We start from the raw sequence: 16842 nt of genomic DNA, 5'->3' as shown, positions 1-16842 counted from the left end.
CCCCCCCCCCCCCCCCCCCCCCCCCCCCCCCCCCCACTACCGGTCACGGCATCGCGTTCACGCTGGCGCGCCCGGCACAAGGGGCACCGCTCGCTTCGCGGTCAACGTACTGCCCACCGAGGCCACCACGGTGCAGCCGATTGCCGCCCACTGCAGCGTGGTCAGGTGCTCGGCCAGCAGCCCCATCGCCAGCAGCGCGGCGACGGCCGGCTCCATGCTGATCAGGATGCCGAAGGTCTCCTTCGGCAGCCGCTTGAGCGCCATCATCTCCAGCGACATCGGGATCGCGCTGGAGACGATGGCCACGCCCAGCCCGAACAGCAGGATCTTCGGATCCAGCAGTGCCATGCCCGCGTGCGCCACGCCGACCGGCACCACCACCAGCGCCGCCGCACACAGCCCCAGCGAGACCGTGTGCCCGGCCGGCAGATGCCCGGCGCGCTTGCCGAAGATGATGTACATCGCCCAGCACACTGCCGCGCCCAGCGCGAACATCACCCCGACCGGGTCCAGTGGCTCACCATGGCCCAGCGGCAGCAGCAGCAACAGCCCGACCAGCGCGCAGCCGACCCAGACGAAATCGACCGGCCGCCGCGAGGACCACATCGCCACCGCCAACGGCCCGCAGAATTCGATGGCCACCGCGATGCCGAACGGGATCGTGCGCAGCGCCATGTAGAACAGCAGATTCATCACCCCGAGCGTGATGCCGTAACGGAAGATCGCTCCGGCATCGGCGCGCGAGGTGGTCCAGCGCCACGGCCGGAACACCATCAACAGCACCAGCGCCGAGAAACCCACGCGCAATGCGCTGGTGCCCTGCGCACCGATCAGCGGGAACAGCTGTTTGGCATACGAGGTGCCCACGGCCAAGGAGGTGACCGAGCCGAGCACGGCCAGGGCGGGGAAGAAGCTGGAGAGGCGGGAGGTCGACATCCGCACAGGATATTGCGCTACGGCCGAAGGAGATGCTCAATTGCAGGGGCCTTCCTGCATGTTTCACTCACCATGTCCGCCACGCCCTACACCCCCGACAGCTTCGACCGCGCCATCCTGGCGATCCTGCAGCACGACAACGCCACCCCGCAGCGCGAGATCGCCGAGGCGGTGAGCCTGTCGGCCCCGGCGGTGCAGCGACGGATCAAGCGCCTGGAAGAGACCGGCATCATCCGTGCCAACGTCGCCGTGCTGGACCAGGCCCGGCTGGGCCGGCCGCTGACGATCACGGTCGAGGTCCGCGTCGCCAGCGAGCAACCGCATCGGGTCGCGCCCTTCCGCCGTCGCGTGCAGGAGGACCCCGCCGTGCAGCAGTGCTACGCGATCACCGGCGAGGCGGATTTCCTGCTGATCCTGACCGCCGCCTCGATGGAAGAATACGAAGCGATCAGCGAGCGGCTGTTCGGCAACGACGACAACATCGAGCGCTTCCGCACCGCGGTGGCGCTGAGTACGCTCAAGCGCAGCCTGGCGGTTCCCCTCGCCGAGTGATCCGGGTCAGCGCGTGGCCGACAGCGCAGCATCGAACAATGCCGTCGCTTCCGTGATCGCGGCCCCGTGTGTGGCCTGCTTGTCCGCCGCCACCTGGCAGAGTGCACCGACGCGGGTCTGGCCCAGGGCGGTGCAGCTGGACAGGAAGTCGTAGTGCCCGACCTCCGGCAGGGTGGTCAACCTCGCCTTCGGCAGGCCTGCGGCCGCGATGTCGCTGTTGGTGGCCGGTGAGGCCACCGTGTCGGCCGCACCGACGATGATCGATACCGGCTGGGTCACCTTCTCCAGTTCCTCCGGGGCGAAGGCCTGCACCATGGCCGGCGCGATCAGCACTACCGCACGTACCCCGGCAATGGCGCGGTCCTCACCGGCCTTGGCCACCCACGGGGCCAGTTCCGGTGTGTCTGCAGCCGCCATCCGGCGGGCAAGCGTCAGCGCCGGGTTCTCCGCCTGCGGGGCGCATACCCCATCGGTGGGATGCGCGCGGCAGAACGCCAGCAGCCGCTTCACGTCCGGGCGTGCGCCCGCGGCAACCAAGGCAGTGAATCCGCCGGCCGAATAGCCCGCGATGCCCAACCGGGTGGCATCGATCTCCGTTGCCAGCGCGGGATCGGCCTGCACGGCAGCCAGCGCGGCCGCCAGGTCATCCACCCGGTTCCACATCAAGATGCTGCCGGCCTCGGTCATCGGATCTACCCCGTTGTTGCCAGGATGGTCCACCGCGATCACCACGTACCCGGCCCGCGCCATCGCGGTGCCGAACCAGCCCATCATCCGGGCACTGCCACCGTTGCCGTGCGAGAGCAGCAGGACCGGCCAGCGGCCTTTGGCAATGGCGGCATCGGCGGCCGCCTTACCGCCCTCGAACAAGGGCGCCCCCGGCGGGCCGATCGTCAGCGCGGTTTCCTGCGCATCGGGTTGGGCCGGATACCACACGGTGTAGCGCACGCTGTCGCGGTGGTCGGCATCGCGCACGGCCGCACTGGGCGTATGCGCAACGCCGTGCCGCTCGCCGACGGGCGGCACGGCCCCAGCGGCAAACAGGGGCAGGCACAGCGCCAGCAGCGCGGCACAACAACGGGCGGTCATTCGCATGGGTCAATCTCCTTGAGGTGCAACGTGTCGGCCAGCGGCAGCCAGATCTCCACCCCGCCGTGGCCGCTGCGGTCATCGAAGCGCGCGTCGTAGCGCTCCAGGTCCGGTGCGTCGGCCAGGGTCAGGCCGGACGCCGGCAGATAGTCATTCAACAGCCAGAACCAGGTGGAGCGGATCGCGGAAATGTGCCCGGCATGCCAGGCCACCAGATACTCGCGGGGCGCGATCGAGATCGCCTGCCAGCCGGCGGGCACGGGCGCGGATGCGCTGATCTCCACGCCGGCGATATAGTCAAAGCCGCCTTCGGCATCGTTGTTGCCGCACACGCCGTAGGCGATCTGCGCACCCAGCCCATGCGCCTCGTCCAGGCGCTGCCATTGCGAAGGAATCGATGCGACGGTCGCGGAGGTGTGGTGCGCACCGATCCCGGCCACGCGCAGGGTGCCACGGTGCGCGCGATGGGGTTCGATCGTGCAGGGTGTCGAGGGGTCGATCAGTTTCAATGCCTCGACCAGCACCACGCCGCCCAGCCCCTGCTCCCGCACCTGCTCGGGCGATCGCCCAAACTGCTCGGAGAATGCGCGGGTGAAGGCTGCATGCGAGGCGTAACCAGCAGCGATGGCCACCTCCAGGATGCCACCAGCCCCGGCCGCCAGCTGGTACGCGGCGTGGGTCAGCCGGCGGCCGCGCAGATAGCGCACCACCGAGGTGCCGGTGCTGAGCTGGAACAGCCGCGAGAGATGGAACGGCGACAGCCCCACCACGCCGGCGATATCGGCCAGCGACGGGTTTTCAGCGAAGTGGCTTTCGATGTACCACAGGGCCCTGCGTGCCGCACCCATACCGCCAGATCCATGCCGATGAACGGGGCCGCAGCGTAACCCAGCGCGCGCCGCGCCATTTGATCGTTCTTGCTGTCCGCTGCAACGCGCCCCCGCCTGTTGTCTCAGCCCCTCACCGCAGCTTCAATGGCCGCCACGTCGATCCTGCGCATGGTCATCATCGCCTCGAACGCGCGCCGGGCCACGGCGGGATCCTTGCTGGTCACCGCGTCGGTCAGCACCCGCGGCGTGATCTGCCAGGACAGACCCCATTTATCGCGACACCAGCCACACGCACTTTCCTCGCCCCCGTTGCCGACGATCGCAGCCCACAACCGGTCCGTTTCGGCCTGGTCATCGGTGGCGATCTGGAAGGAGAACGCTTCGCTGTGTTTGAACGCCGGCCCGCCGTTGAGCCCGATGCAGGGGATGCCGGCGACGGTGAAATCGACGGTCAGCACATCGCCCTGTTTGCCGGAGGGAAAGTCTGCCGGTGCATGGTGGATGGCGTGCACCGCGCTGTCCGGCAAGGTGGCGGCGTAGAAGGTGGCGGCGTCCAGCGCGGTACCGTCGAACCAGAGGCAGATCGTGTTCTTGCTGACCATGGGCATCTCCTGCAGCAGAGAATGGATAGCGCCTGCTCACGGTAGGCCCCGGGGTGTTAAGCCTGCGCGCGGGTAGCGGTGGCAAAGCGATATGCACACGCGACCGGGTTGGGCAAGATGAATACGACGCGGCCTTGCGCCGCCTGCATTCAGCACCGCCTTTCACGCGGATGCGGTTGATGATGCGAATCATTGCTATTACCATAGTGTGATCCGGGTCGCGCAAGGGATGCGCACCCGTGAACAGTTATCGAGCCCGCGCCGGGTCACCGCCCCCCCGCCAGCCGCTTCCTGCCCCCACCCCGCTCCGCCGCAGGCCACCCAGGACGCCGGCCATGCCCGTTGCCGCCTTTCTGGAAACGCCGATGACCCGCTCCGCCCACGTGCTGTCCCGCCCGTCGATGCACCGTCGCCCGCTGCCGCAGGCCTTGATGGTGGCCCTGTGCGCCCTCGCCGTCGCGCCTGCGTTCGCGCAGGATGCGACCCCTGACGCCACCACCCTGGACAAGATCGTGGTCAAGGGCGAGCGCGCCGAAGGCTATTCGGTCCGCAGGACCTCGGCCGGTACCCGCTTCGATCTGGCCCCGCGCGAGATTCCGCAGTCGGTCAGCATCATCAGCCACCAGCGCATCGAGGATCAGAACCTTGATGACATCATCGACGTGCTGGCCAACACCACCGGCGTGAGCAGCACCCAGTCCGATACCGAGCGCACCGAGTTCTACGCGCGCGGTTTCTACATCGACAGCTACCAGTTCGACGGCCTGCCGACCCAGATGGTGCAGAACTGGAGCTACGGCGATTCCGGCCTGGACCTTGCCCTGTACGACCGCGTGGAAGTGGTGCGTGGCGCCACCGGCCTGCTGTCCGGCGCCGGCAACCCGTCCGCCTCGGTGAACCTGATCCGCAAGCACGCCGACAGCGCCGAGCTGACCGGCAACGTGTCGGTCAATGTCGGCAGCTGGGGCCGCACCCGCAGCACGGTGGATGTGACCACCCCGCTGAACGCCAGCGGCTCGGTGCGTGCGCGCGTGATCGGCAGCTACCTGGATACCGAATCGCAGATGGACCGCTACGACCAGCACAAGACGCTGGGCTATGCGGTGATCGATGCCGACCTGACCCCGGATACCCAGCTGAGCGTGGGCTATGACTACCAGCAGAAGCGCGCCAACGGCGCGACCTGGGGTGGCTTCCCGATGTGGTACTCCGACGGCACCCCCACACCGTACGACAAGACCTTCAGTGCGAACCCGGGGTGGACCTACTGGGATACCACCAGCAAGCGCCTGTTCGCCACGCTGGAACACGCTTTCGCCAATGACTGGAAGGTCAAGGTCGGTGCGACGCACGACAAGACCAATGCCAACGACAAGCTGTTCTACCCGTCCTACACCGCCTTCGACAAGGTCACCGGCAGCGGCATCACGCCAATGGCGGGCCTGTACAACACCGAGCGCAAGGTCGACAGCGTGGACGGCTTTGTGGAAGGCCCGTTCCAACTGTTCGGCCGCGAGCACCAGTTCATGGCCGGCCTGAGCTACAACAAGCGCGAGTACGCCAACTACGGTGACTTCCAGGTCGGCGGCACCAATACCGCGTGGGGCCCGATCGACAACTATCTCAACTGGACCGGCAACATCCCGGAACCGAACTGGAACCCGCTGAGCCTGGCCAGCCAGGGCACCATCACCCAGAAGGCCGGCTACGCGGCGACCCGCCTGTCGTTGGCCGATCCGTTGAAGCTGATCCTCGGTGCTCGTTACACCGATTGGAAAAGCGAGGGCGAAGACGCGGACCGCTCGCACAAGGTCACCACGCCGTATGCGGGCCTGGTCTACGATCTCAACGACACGTATTCCACCTACGCCAGCTACACCGAGATCTTCCAGCCACAGACGCTGCGCACCAAGGCGGGCAGCTATCTGGACCCGGTCGATGGCAAGAGCTACGAGGTAGGCGTCAAGGGCGCGTGGTTCGATAACCGCCTGAACGCCTCGCTGGCCGTGTTCCGCATCGAGCAGGACAACGTCGGCCAGGCCACGATGGACAAGGTAGACGGTAACGAACTCGAAACGGCGTACATCGCCGCGCGCGGCACCGTCAGCCGCGGCGTTGAGTTCGAACTCAACGGTGAGCTTGCCCCGGGCTGGAACGCCACGTTTGGTGCGTCGCGCTACGTGGCCAAGGACATCAACGACGCGGACATCAACACCAACCTGCCGCAGACCACCATCAAACTGTTCACCAGCTACACCCCCCAGTCGCTCACCGCACTGACGGTCGGCGGCGGTGCCAACTGGCAGAACCGTATCTACTACCCGATCCCGGGGCTTGGCCGCTTCGAACAGGAAGGCTACGCGCTGGTGAGCGCCTTCGTGCGCTACCGCATCTCCCCGGAGTTCAGCGTGCAGGCCAACCTCAACAATCTGCTGGACAAGAAGTACCTCTCGCAGATCACCGGCTACGGTGCCTACGGCGATGGTCGCAACGGGTCGATCACGTTCAACTGGTCGTTCTGACCACTGAAATAGTCATCCAACGAGAAACAAAGGGCCGGGAATTTCCCGGCCCTTTGCGTTGCTACACGTTCAAGGGCGTGCCGCGGCCCCGGCCACTCACGCGGCCCGCCTGCGTAGATGGAGGCCTATGGCCATCAGCAGGACCGCGGTCATCGCAGCACCCGGCATCGCCACACCGTTCCAGAGTTCCATGGCGCCGTAGGCGGTGTGTCCCAGGGCTGCGGCCTGCAGCGTGGCAGAGAGTGTCTTCCTCATTGCGTTCTCATCCGTGTTTGCCCAATTGGCAATCAACAGACTGGATGCGCCTGAGTGCAGCGAAGCCGCGAAATGAACGCTGTTTTCTGCGTTGATTTCGCCCACCAGCGCGCCGTTGATGCCTCAGCTGTCCGGGCTGTCGCCTGATGTCCGACTACGGCCTGGCGCGCAGCAGCGCCAACCCGAACCCGATGAAGATCGTGCCGACCACGCGGTCGAACACCTTGCGCAGCCCCGGCTTGGCCAGATAACCGGCCAGCCCGTGGCCGCCGGCGGCGTACACCCCGTACCAGAACATTTCCATCACCGCGAAGGTGCCCACCAGGATCACGAACTGCGGCAGCTGCGGCTGGGTGAGATCGACGAACTGCGGCAGGAACGCCGAGGCGAACAGCAGCAGCTTCGGGTTGCTGATGCCGATGATGAATCCATCGCGGAACAGCACGGTGCGTGAACTGGGCACCAGCGCCGTGGTACTGCCGACGTCGATCGGCGCATCACCGCCGCGCCAGGCCTTGATCCCCAGGTACACCAGGTACGCCACGCCCGCGTAGCGCAGCACGTCGAACACCATCGGCGAGGCCTTGAGCACCGCGCCCAGCCCGGCGGCGGAGATCGCCAGGGCCAGTACCAGCGCGGTCAGGCAGCCGGCCATGGCGGCGATACTGCGGCGGAAGCCGACGCGCACACTGCGGGTCATCACGTGCAGCATGTTCGGGCCGGGCGTGCCGCACAGGACGAACACGGTGACGGCGAAGATCCACCAGGTATGCAGGTTCATGGCAATACAGTTCGAGAGAGAGGTAGTGCCGGCCGCTGGCCGGCAGCGCAATGATGCCTGACGGAAACAGCACCGGCATGCCGGACTCGCGAGATGGCCGGTCCTCGCAACCGGGTTGTCCGCCCGAAACGCACCGGGGCGCCCTCATGGCGCCCCGGTATGTCACGTCCGCATCAACCCGCGATCAGAACCGCAGGTCCGCGCGCACGTACCAGTAGCGCCCGCGCGGGATGTCGTAGGTGGAGGCGTCGTAGCCATTGAGCGAGCACGACAGGCAGATCGGCGGATCCTTGTCGAACACGTTGTTCAGGCCGGCGCTGAGTTGCAGGCCCTTCATCCAGTCGATCTTGTAGCCCACCTGCATGTCGTGGAAGGTGGTCGCCGCCAGCTCGTTGGTGCCTTCGGCCTGGTTGCCGCAGATCGGGAACGCCGCCACGTCGCCACACTCCTCGGTGAGCTTGGAGATGTGGCGCACCGTCCAGGAGGCATTCCAGTTGGACAGGTTCCAGCTCAGCGTGGCATTGCTGGTCCACTCCGGGATCGAGCTGTCGGCCACTTCCACACCGGGCTCCTGCGGCTGCTTCTGGCCGGCTGCCCCCAACGCCTCATAGCGGCCGACGAAGGTGTTCTGCCAGCCCAGCTTGAACTGCCCGATCTCCGTCTGCGGCAGGGTCCAGAACAGATCCACATCCCAGCCATCGGTCTTGATCGAACCCAGGTTGGTCAACCGGTTGTTGAAGCTGCTGACCGCCCCGGTGGAGGCGCGGGTGATGCCACTGCAGTACAGCGGGTCCAGCGTGTCCACGCACAGATCAAGCTGGGTCTGCGCGTTGATCGCCTGGATCGCACCTTCAATGTGGTGGCGGTAGAACGTCACCTCGACATCGAAGCGCTCCGACCAGGACGCGTTGCTGCCGAACCACGGGCTCCACACGAAGCCGGCGCTGAAGCTGCGCGAGCGCTCCGGATCCAGTTCCGCGTTGCCACCGGTGGTGACCGATATCTGCGAGTTCGCCTGCTGGAAGCCGCCCGGCACGCCGAGCGCGGCACAGTTGGCGGCACTGCCGCGCGGCGGGGTGCCGCCCAGCCCGCCCGAGCACGGGTCGAACAACTGCAGATCGGCACGCGCGGCCGAGCCGTACAGCTCGCCGATCGACGGCGCGCGGAAGCCTTCGGCATAGCTGGTGCGCAGCACGAAGTCATTGGTCACCTGCCAGCGCAGGCCGTACTTCGGGGTGAACTCGCCGCCGAAGGTGGAGTAATCCGAGTAGCGCCCCGCAAGGCTCAGGTCGAGCTTTTCGCCGAGCGCGCTCTTGGCGAAGATCGGTACGCTCAACTCCAGGTAGGCCTCGTTGACATCGTAGGACCCGGAGGTGGGCAGCGACGGCACGCCGTTGTAGTGACCGATCACGGTCAGCGGATCCGGATCGTAGCGGCCCTCGTACTTGCGGTACTCATAGCCGGTGGCGAACGAGACCGGGCCGGCCGGCAGGGTGAACAGCTCGCTGCTCAGGTTGGCGGTGAACAGGCTCAGCTCGTTCTGGCTGCGGTCACGCACTACCGGCTGGATCCAGCGCAGCATCTCCGGGGTGATCGAGCCGACCCCACCGAAAATGTTCAGCGGTACGCAGCCGGGGGTGGCCGCACAGATCGCCGGATCGCCCAGCGCCATGTTGACCTTGTAGATGTCGTAGCTGCCGTAGTTGGTCTGCTCGGCCTTGTTCTTGCTGTACATGCCGTTGAGGTCCCAGAACCAGCTGCGGTCGGCCGCCTGGAACTGGCCGACCAGCCCGGTGGCGAAGTACTGAGTGTTGACCTCCTGCTCGAACACGCGCGCGCCGCCTTCCACCGGGCGGCGGCCGATCAGGCTCATGTTGCCCGAGGCGACCAGATCGAAGCCGAACGGGTTGTACGGATTGAGGCCGGAGACGACGATATTGTCGGCCAGCGGATTGCCGGTGGCGCCATCGGGACCGAAGAACAGCGGCTCCGGACCGGCCTGGTTGGTGGACTCGCGGCGATTGCCAAGCGCCTTGATGTACCACTGGATGTCATCGGTGAGGTCGAAGCGGAACTGGCCGAAGATGCCCTTCCGCTCGGACGGGGTGAGCACCATGTTGTACTCGGCGAAGTTGAAGCGGTCGGCCGAGGTGAAGCAGTGGTAGTCATCACTGCGGTCGCAGCCGGCGCTGCCGTCGTAGCGCGGCGTGCTCACGCCGGTATTGGGCACGATGTCCTGGTCGGCACCGGTATTGGGATCCACGAAGGAGAAGCGCCCCTGCGGAATGCCACCACTGCCGAATGCCAGCCCCGTGCCGGGAATCGGGAAGCGCGACTGCTCGCGATCGCGCGCATACACCGGGTCCTGTTTGGTCCAGCTGGCCCCCAGAAACAACGTGTAGCGGTCGCCACTGGTGCCCCAGGCCAGGTCCACGCCCTTCTGGGTGCCGTCGCCCTTGGTGTATTCGCCGTAGTTCATCGTCACCTGCGCGCCGTCGAATTCGCGGCGGGTGATGATGTTGACCACACCGGCGATTGCGTCGGAGCCGTATAGCGAGGAGGCGCCGTCTTCGAGCACTTCGATGCGCTCGACGATGGCCAGCGGAATGGTGTTCAGATCGGTCGCCGCGCCCACGCCGGACGCGGAAGATTCATTGACCCAGCGGATGCCATCGACCAGCACCAGCACGCGCTTGGCGCCCAGGTGACGCAGGTCGACCTGGGCCGACCCCGCACCCACGCCACTGCCATCGGGGGGGAAGCCGAAGTTGCCCGAGGAATTGAATTTCGCATTGAGCGCCGAGCCGGAGCCCGTCAGCTGCTGCAGCACGTCGCCGATCGAGGTCAGGCCGGTGCGTTCGATCTCGGTGCGGGTCAGGGTCTGGATCGGCACCTGCCCTTCCACTTCGGCCCGCTTGATCCGGCTGCCGGTCACTTCCACCCGGCCCAGATCGGTCGTACTGCGTGGCGCGTCCTGCGCGCTGGCCAGGGCGGGTGCTGCCAGCAGCAGGCACAGCGATACGGCAACCGCCAACGGGCGGTGATGCAGGTTGTTCATTCGCTCTCTCTCCAAAGGAATGGTGGGCCGGACTGCCGCTCCCCCTGCATGGCGGCAGTGTCTCCTTTGTAAACAACCTGTAAATGTGAAGGAGTGACGTGCGCCTCGCTTTCACGGGAAATCGACAAAGCCGACTGCGCAAGGGTCCCGCTACGGAGGCAGCTCAGGTGCGCTGCGTGCGAACGCAAATGTCGCTGTTTTCGAGGGATATTGACGGCATCCAAGGCGGGCGTCGTGCCGCTGCTGCGCGATCGCCATCCGCTGGATACCGGGATTCGGGTGGCGACTGGGACCTTGGCGATTGCGCCATCCAGCGCGTCGGAATCGGCTTCAGTGCGCAGCCGTTGAGGGGCGCCCGCACGGGCAACCACGTGCTAGACCGCCCGGGATGCGATGGAGCGCGATCGGCGCGTGCTTCCATGCCCCTGGTCACCGGCGGAGCGATGGACCGGTCATGCGAATGGACCGCCTCAGCGGCGCCCGTTCATCCTCGAGTCGGATTGCCCTCACCGCCTTTCACCGGCCCCCGTTATGCTTTCCGGCATGACTCGACTTCCCCTCTATTTCTTCAGCGCGACCGTCCTGCTGGCCTGTTCCGGGGTCAGCCCGGTGGCCGATGCCCAGAACCTGGATGCCCAGCGCGCGCAGCTCAAGGCCGTGATCGACAATGCCGAGCGCGGCCAGTTCGATCCTGCCCAGGCGGCGGCACTGAGCAAGCACCCGCTGTATGGCTGGGTGGAGTTCGCCAACCTGCGGCGCAACATCGATACCGTCAGCAACATGCAGGCGCAGGATTTCCTCAAGCGCTACAACGGTCAGGCCGTCGCCACCAGCTTCCGCAATGTGTGGCTGCCCGCAGTGGCGCGGCGCCAGGATTGGCCGACGCTGCTGGCCAACTGGACCGACACCTCCAATGTCGGCCTGCGCTGCGCCCAGCTCAATGCACGCCAGGCTACCGGCAAGGCCGATGCGCAGTGGGTCAGCGAGGCGCAGGCGATCTGGCGCAGTACCGGCAAATCGCTGCCCGATGCCTGCGATCCGGTCTTTGCAGTGCTGGATGCCAAGGGCGGCATGAACGCCGAACTGCGCTGGGCCCGCATCGATGCCGCTGCCGATGAGCAGCAGCCGGCGGTGATGCGTAGTGCCGCGCGCGGCCTGCCGGCCGCGGAGCTGGCGTTGGCCAACACCTACGCCGCCTTCGTCGACAAGCCCAACGCCAGCGCGCTGAACTGGCCACGCAATGAGCGCAGCCGGCGCATCGCCACCGATGGTCTGGCCAAGCTGGCCAAGGCCGATCCCGGGGCCACCGAACAGCAGTTGCCGCAGTACGCCGACGCCCTGCAGCTAAGCGCCGCGCAGCGCGCGCAGGTGCTGTACCAGATCGCGCTGTGGACGGTGGCCTCGTACGGTCCCGAGTCCGCCCGTCGCCTCAATGCGGTGCCCGAATCGGCGTACGACGAGCGCCTGCACGAATGGCGTGCGCGCGAAGCGCTGTCGCGCGGCGACTGGCCAGCCGCACTGACCGCGATCCGCAAGATGGGCCCAACCCAGCGCGCCGATTCGCGCTGGCGCTATTTCGAAGCGCGCATGCTGGACAAGACCGGCAAACGCAGCGAAGCGCAGGCGGCCTTCCGTGAGGCGGCCCGTGCGGCCACCTTCCATGGCTTCCTGGCCGCCGATCAGCTCGGCCAGAACTACACCTTGTGCCCGTGGGAACCCAACGACAGCGCCCAGGCGCAGGCGGCGGTCGCCCGCGACCCGGCGATCGTGCGCGCAATGGAACTGTTCAAGATCGAACGGGCGGGCTGGGCCGTGGCCGAGTGGAACGACGCCCTGAGCCGCTACGACAACACGCAGCGGCGCCTCGCGGTGGAAGTCGCCCGCGACAACGGCTGGTTCGACCGTGCGGTGTTCTCGCTCGGCAAGACCCCGGACGAGCAGCGCCTGTATTCGCTGCGCTTCCCGCTGCACCACGACGACAGCATTCGCCGCGAGTCCGCACGCAATGCCATCGACCCTGCCTGGGTCGCTGCGGAAATCCGCGCCGAGAGCATCTTCAACCCGAAGGCCCGCTCACCGGCCAACGCCATGGGCCTGATGCAGGTCCTGCCCACCACCGGCGCGGCCGTGGCCAAATCGATCGACCTGACCAACTACGGTGGTGCCGCCAGTCTCTACGACCCTGACACCAACATTGCCATCGGCACGGCCTACCTGCGCCAGCTGATGAACAAGTACGACGGCCTGCCCTACGTCACCATCGCCGCCTACAACGCCGGCCCGACCCCGACCGCCCGCTGGCAGTCGCAGCGCCCGGGTTTCGATCCGGACATCTGGATCGAAACGATCAGCTACAAGGAAACCCGCGAGTACGTCGCGCGTATTCTGGCCTTCAGCGTCATTTACGACTGGCGCTTGAACGGTGACGCGCTGCCGGTGACCGACCGCATGAACGGCCGGCTGCAGGTCAAGCGCAAGACCTTCGCCTGCGCGGCCAACGCCGACAAGGGCGGGGATTGACCGGCGCCGGCATGCCAGCCGGCGCCGCAGAATCCGGGACCACCGGTTGGCATGGCCTTGGTCCACTGCGGCATCATGGGCACATGAAAATCTATCTGGTTGGCGGCGCCGTGCGCGACCGCCTCTTGCAGCGCGCCCCGGGCGACCGCGACTGGGTCGTGGTCGGGGCCACCCAGGCGCAGATGGAAGCGCAGGGGTACAAGGCCGTGGGCCGCGATTTCCCGGTGTTCCTCCACCCCGATACCGGTGAGGAATATGCGCTGGCCCGCACCGAGCGCAAGTCCGGCCGCGGCTATCGCGGCTTCGTGGTCGATGCCGATCCCGCGGTGACGCTGGAAGAGGACCTGCAACGTCGCGACTTCACCATCAACGCCATCGCCTGCGATGAAGCCACCGGTGAACTGGTGGATCCGTATGGCGGCGTGCGCGACATCGAGCAGCGCGTGCTGCGCCATGTCGGCCCGGCCTTCGTCGAGGATCCGCTGCGGGTGCTGCGTGCGGCCCGCTTCATGGCGCGCCTCGCACCGCTGGGCTTCACCGTGGCCGACGAGACGATGGCGCTGATGCGGGAGGTCGCCGCCAGTGGCGAGCTCGACGCGTTGGTGCCCGAGCGCGTGTGGCAGGAACTGCGCCGTGCCCTCACCTCCGCGCGGCCCTCCGCGTTCCTGCGCACGCTGCATGACGCCCACGCCCTTGGCGCGATCCTGCCGGAGCTGGAGGCACTGTACGGCGTGCCGCAGCGCGCGGAGTTCCATCCGGAAGTCGATACCGGCGTGCACCAGGAGATGGTCAGCGACATGGCCGCGCAGCTGGCGCCGGGCGATGACCTGATCGGCTTCGCCGCACTGACCCACGATCTTGGCAAAGGCCTGACGCCGCCGGCCGAATGGCCGCGTCACCTGCAGCACGAAGAACGCGGCCTGGCCCCGCTGGCTTCCCTCTGCGACCGACTGAAAGTGCCGTTGGACCACCGCCAGTTGGCCGAAGCGGTGTGCCGCGATCATCTCAACGTGCACCGCATCGACGAACTGCGCGATGTCACCGTGTTGAAGCTGCTCGCCCGCTGCGACGGTTTCCGCCGCCCGGAGCGCATTGCGCAGATCGCGCTGTGCTGCGAAGCCGACAAGCGCGGCCGGCTCGGCTTCGAGGACAGCGATTACCCACAGGGTGAGACGCTTAAACGCCTGCACCAGGCAGCGCTGGCGGTGCAGGCGCGCGATCTGGATCTGAGCGGATTGAAGGGCCCGGCGGTGGGTGAGGCGTTGGCCAAGGCGCGGGTGAAAGCGATCAGCACGGTGCGTACGCGCTGATCGACGGCTGAGCGTCGTCGCCCGGCCCAGCCGGATCCATGCGGCTCGGATGACGCCTCAGGTGGCGCTGGCGCACGCCGGTTGCGCCAGCAGCCAGTCCCTTGCGGCCGCCGCAGCATCCTCGCCCTCACCGACCACCACATCCGGCGCGATCTTCCTGCCATCGCCCTGGCCGTTACGGTCGACCATGACGTTGCCGGTGACCAGCAGGGCGCTTCCATCAGGCAACAGCTCGGTCCGGTTCCCCGTGGATACGCCTGCCGTGGGCTGGCCGAAGCTTCGGGTGTTGGCACGTCCACGGAACGCCAGTGCCGTTGCTTCGCCCGAACTGGCGGTACGCGGCCCGAACAGCACCGCCACGGGTGCGCCGGGATGACGCAGCCGATACTCCGCCGCGCCGGCATCGAGCAGTTTCTTCTGCTCCAACCACACCGCGCCGTCGTGTGAGAACCACGACCGCTCCGAGCCGGCCGTGGTGAACGCACCCACCCGCGGTGCATTGCCGCCCGCTTCTTCCAGCAAGGGTGCCAAGCCGAGCAGCATCGGCCACATGTTGCCGCCGGTGTTGCGTCGCAGGTCAACCACCCAGCCGCATCGCTCCGCGCGGTCCTTGCTGCGGATGGCGTCCTGCAGCGAGCCTGCAAACGCAACACTCGCCCGCTGCCAGGCCACACTGTCGCCCGGTCCACCACCGCTGAAGGCGCCCACCGTCATCCAGCCGATGCGCCGGCCGACCGTATCCATGTCGCGCTGCTGGTCAGTACGTTGCTGCATGACGCGGTGCTCGCGTGTGCGCTGAGTTGCCGGCGGTGGCTTGGATGCCACCGCGGTGGCCCGGCTCGACGGGGACTGCAGCAACGGGTAGGTCGCCGGCAGCCACCGTCCATGCCCCCCACTGCTCACGGCGATGGCATCGCGCAACAGCGTCCAGGTCTTGGCGGGATCAGCATCGGGAGCCTGCAGGCGGGTGCGCAGCGCCTGCCAATCGACCTTGTCGCGGTACAGCGCCTCGCGCTCCAGCACCGCCACGATCCGCAGCTGTACTGGTGGCGCAGGCATCTCCTGTGCGTTCGCCAACGGTGCAAGCAGCACACCGGCCAGCAGCGCCGAGCGCGTGCAACGAGACCGCAGGGACATCACCATCGCGCTACATCCGTGTAGTTGAGTAGTCCGCAGCATATCGCTGCACACGGCCACAGGAACGGCGCGCGCCCTCCGTCCTGGCGACCGGTCAGTCCGAAATGAGGAGCACGTCACCCAGGGCGGGCAGCGTGCCGCGGATCAGCCAGCACCCACAACCGCCTCACCAATCAAACCGCACGCCGATATTCCCCTCGATGCTCTTGCGCTCCTTCTGCGCGCTGCTTTCCAGATCGCGCGTGTAATCGGCCACCGCAAACGCGCTGACATTGGCATTGAAGCGCGCGACCACACCAACGCCGACTTCCAGCGCGCGGGCGGCCTGCTGATTGGTCAGCTCATTGGTCCCGAACGTGATGCGATCCTCGCCATCGAAGGTCTGCCAGTAGTTCACTTTGAGGTACGGCTGCCAGCCATTGCCGGCCAGGTTGTAGTCGGCTGCCAGACGCAGGCCGATGCGGCCGGTCCAGGCATTGTCACTGTCGTAGCCGATCGTGGAAATGCGATCCGCACCGTCATCCAGCGCGCTGCGCTGCCAGATCACCTGCGCCTGCGGCTCCAGCCACCAGGCGGACTGCCCCAGCTGCAGCAGCGGCTTGCCGACCTCCAGTGACGCCGTGGTGCCATCGCCGCGCAGATCGATCCCGAGGCCGCGCGCCGACCACGCATTGCCGTCGTAACGGCTCTGCATGACCACCGCGTCGAGATAACCGCCGGCACTGCCCACGCGGGTCCAGTACAGGCCGACATGTTTGTCGTCCAGGCGCGTGCGGCCCACCGCCACGTTGTCCCAGCCGATCGCGAAGCCGTTGACATTGCCCTGCGCGCGCGTGCGCCCGACGAATACGCCGAACTGATTGCGCGCGTGATCATCGGCCGTTGCGTACAGATCCACACCAGCCTGGATGCCCTGGATGTCACCGTCGAAGCTGGGCTTGGCATCGCCTTCCCAATGTTGCTCATGGCTCTGCCCGATCATCCGCGCCCACGCGGCGCGGAACCCGCCCTGCCCGGCCAGCAGGCGCTGCTCGCCCTGGCGCTCGTGGAAGCTGCCCAGGCTGAGCAGGCTGGTCTCCCGCAGCAGCGGCGGCACCACTGCATACGTGGCCGCCTCCACGCGATACAGCGGCACCACGCCGCCTTCGGCAGGCACTGCACCCGGTGTCGGCGGCACGGCCAGCGGACCCGGCACGGCGGCTGGCGTGGTCGGTACCGGCGGTGGCGTATCGGTTTGCGGGGGCGGGCCC

At 67.1% G+C, this 16842-nt stretch carries 13 protein-coding genes; 4 read left to right on the top strand and 9 right to left on the bottom strand.

From position 1 onward, the window contains the following. Positions 1–57 precede the first annotated feature (57 nt). Complete coding sequence (locus tag ACE026_RS09965; protein WP_486038873.1) at positions 58–936, bottom strand: EamA family transporter; 879 nt, start codon at positions 934–936, stop codon at positions 58–60. Between the two features lie 72 nt (positions 937–1008). On the opposite strand from ACE026_RS09965, the gene ACE026_RS09960 reads away from it, so the two are divergent. After that, positions 1009–1488 carry an Lrp/AsnC family transcriptional regulator gene (locus tag ACE026_RS09960; protein WP_486038872.1) on the top strand — a complete coding sequence of 160 codons (480 nt, stop codon included), beginning with the start codon at positions 1009–1011 and terminating at the stop codon, positions 1486–1488. 6 nt (positions 1489–1494) lie between these two features. Here the strand turns inward: ACE026_RS09960 and ACE026_RS09955 are convergent, their stop codons facing one another. The 3 genes from ACE026_RS09955 to ACE026_RS09945 all read right to left on the bottom strand — a co-directional run bounded on the left by ACE026_RS09955 (position 1495) and on the right by ACE026_RS09945 (position 4009). After that, positions 1495–2583: an alpha/beta hydrolase family protein gene (locus ACE026_RS09955; protein ID WP_486038871.1), complete on the bottom strand. Its 1089-nt coding sequence runs from the start codon at positions 2581–2583 to the stop codon at positions 1495–1497. Beyond that, positions 2574–3425: an AraC family transcriptional regulator gene (locus tag ACE026_RS09950; RefSeq protein ID WP_486038870.1), complete on the bottom strand. Its 852-nt coding sequence runs from the start codon at positions 3423–3425 to the stop codon at positions 2574–2576. Before ACE026_RS09950 ends, ACE026_RS09955 begins: the two co-directional genes overlap by 10 nt. A gap of 104 nt (positions 3426–3529) precedes the next feature. After that, positions 3530–4009 carry a VOC family protein gene (locus ACE026_RS09945; RefSeq protein ID WP_486038869.1) on the bottom strand — a complete coding sequence of 160 codons (480 nt, stop codon included), beginning with the start codon at positions 4007–4009 and terminating at the stop codon, positions 3530–3532. A gap of 365 nt (positions 4010–4374) precedes the next feature. Here ACE026_RS09945 and fhuE point away from each other — a divergent pair, with 365 nt between their 5' ends. After that, positions 4375–6531, top strand: a complete 2157-nt coding sequence (gene fhuE / locus ACE026_RS09940; RefSeq protein WP_486038868.1) for a ferric-rhodotorulic acid/ferric-coprogen receptor FhuE — start codon at positions 4375–4377, stop codon at positions 6529–6531. Positions 6532–6627: 96 nt separating this feature from the next. Here the strand turns inward: fhuE and ACE026_RS09935 are convergent, their stop codons facing one another. From ACE026_RS09935 to ACE026_RS09925, 3 genes are all read right to left on the bottom strand, one after another. Next, on the bottom strand, positions 6628–6891 hold the full coding sequence (locus ACE026_RS09935) for a hypothetical protein (RefSeq protein ID WP_486038867.1): 264 nt from the start codon (positions 6889–6891) through the stop codon (positions 6628–6630). Between the two features lie 49 nt (positions 6892–6940). Further along, positions 6941–7567 (bottom strand): LysE family translocator, encoded by a 627-nt coding sequence (locus ACE026_RS09930; protein WP_486038866.1) that lies wholly within the window; start codon positions 7565–7567, stop codon positions 6941–6943. 184 nt (positions 7568–7751) lie between these two features. Next, the gene (locus ACE026_RS09925; protein ID WP_486038865.1) at positions 7752–10625 is read right to left on the bottom strand and encodes a TonB-dependent receptor; all 2874 of its coding nucleotides are present in this window, start codon (positions 10623–10625) and stop codon (positions 7752–7754) included. A 531-nt stretch (positions 10626–11156) separates the two neighbouring features. Here ACE026_RS09925 and ACE026_RS09920 point away from each other — a divergent pair. Both ACE026_RS09920 and ACE026_RS09915 read left to right on the top strand, forming a co-directional pair. Next, entirely contained in the window at positions 11157–13145 is a 1989-nt protein-coding gene (locus ACE026_RS09920) for a transglycosylase SLT domain-containing protein (RefSeq protein ID WP_486038864.1), read from the top strand. A gap of 83 nt (positions 13146–13228) precedes the next feature. Then, positions 13229–14455, top strand: a complete 1227-nt coding sequence (locus ACE026_RS09915; protein WP_486038863.1) for a multifunctional CCA addition/repair protein — start codon at positions 13229–13231, stop codon at positions 14453–14455. A 57-nt stretch (positions 14456–14512) separates the two neighbouring features. Here the strand turns inward: ACE026_RS09915 and ACE026_RS09910 are convergent, their stop codons facing one another. Beyond that, a complete protein-coding gene (locus ACE026_RS09910) occupies positions 14513–15598 on the bottom strand; it encodes a S41 family peptidase (RefSeq protein WP_486038862.1) in 1086 nt (361 codons plus the stop codon). 160 nt (positions 15599–15758) lie between these two features. Continuing rightward, positions 15759–16842: autotransporter family protein (locus ACE026_RS09905; RefSeq protein ID WP_486038861.1), on the bottom strand; the 1084-nt coding region annotated here is incomplete at its 5' end.

This window comes from Stenotrophomonas sp. AGC87 (genome assembly GCF_057333975.1).
This window is presented reverse-complemented; position numbering and strand designations above follow the sequence as displayed.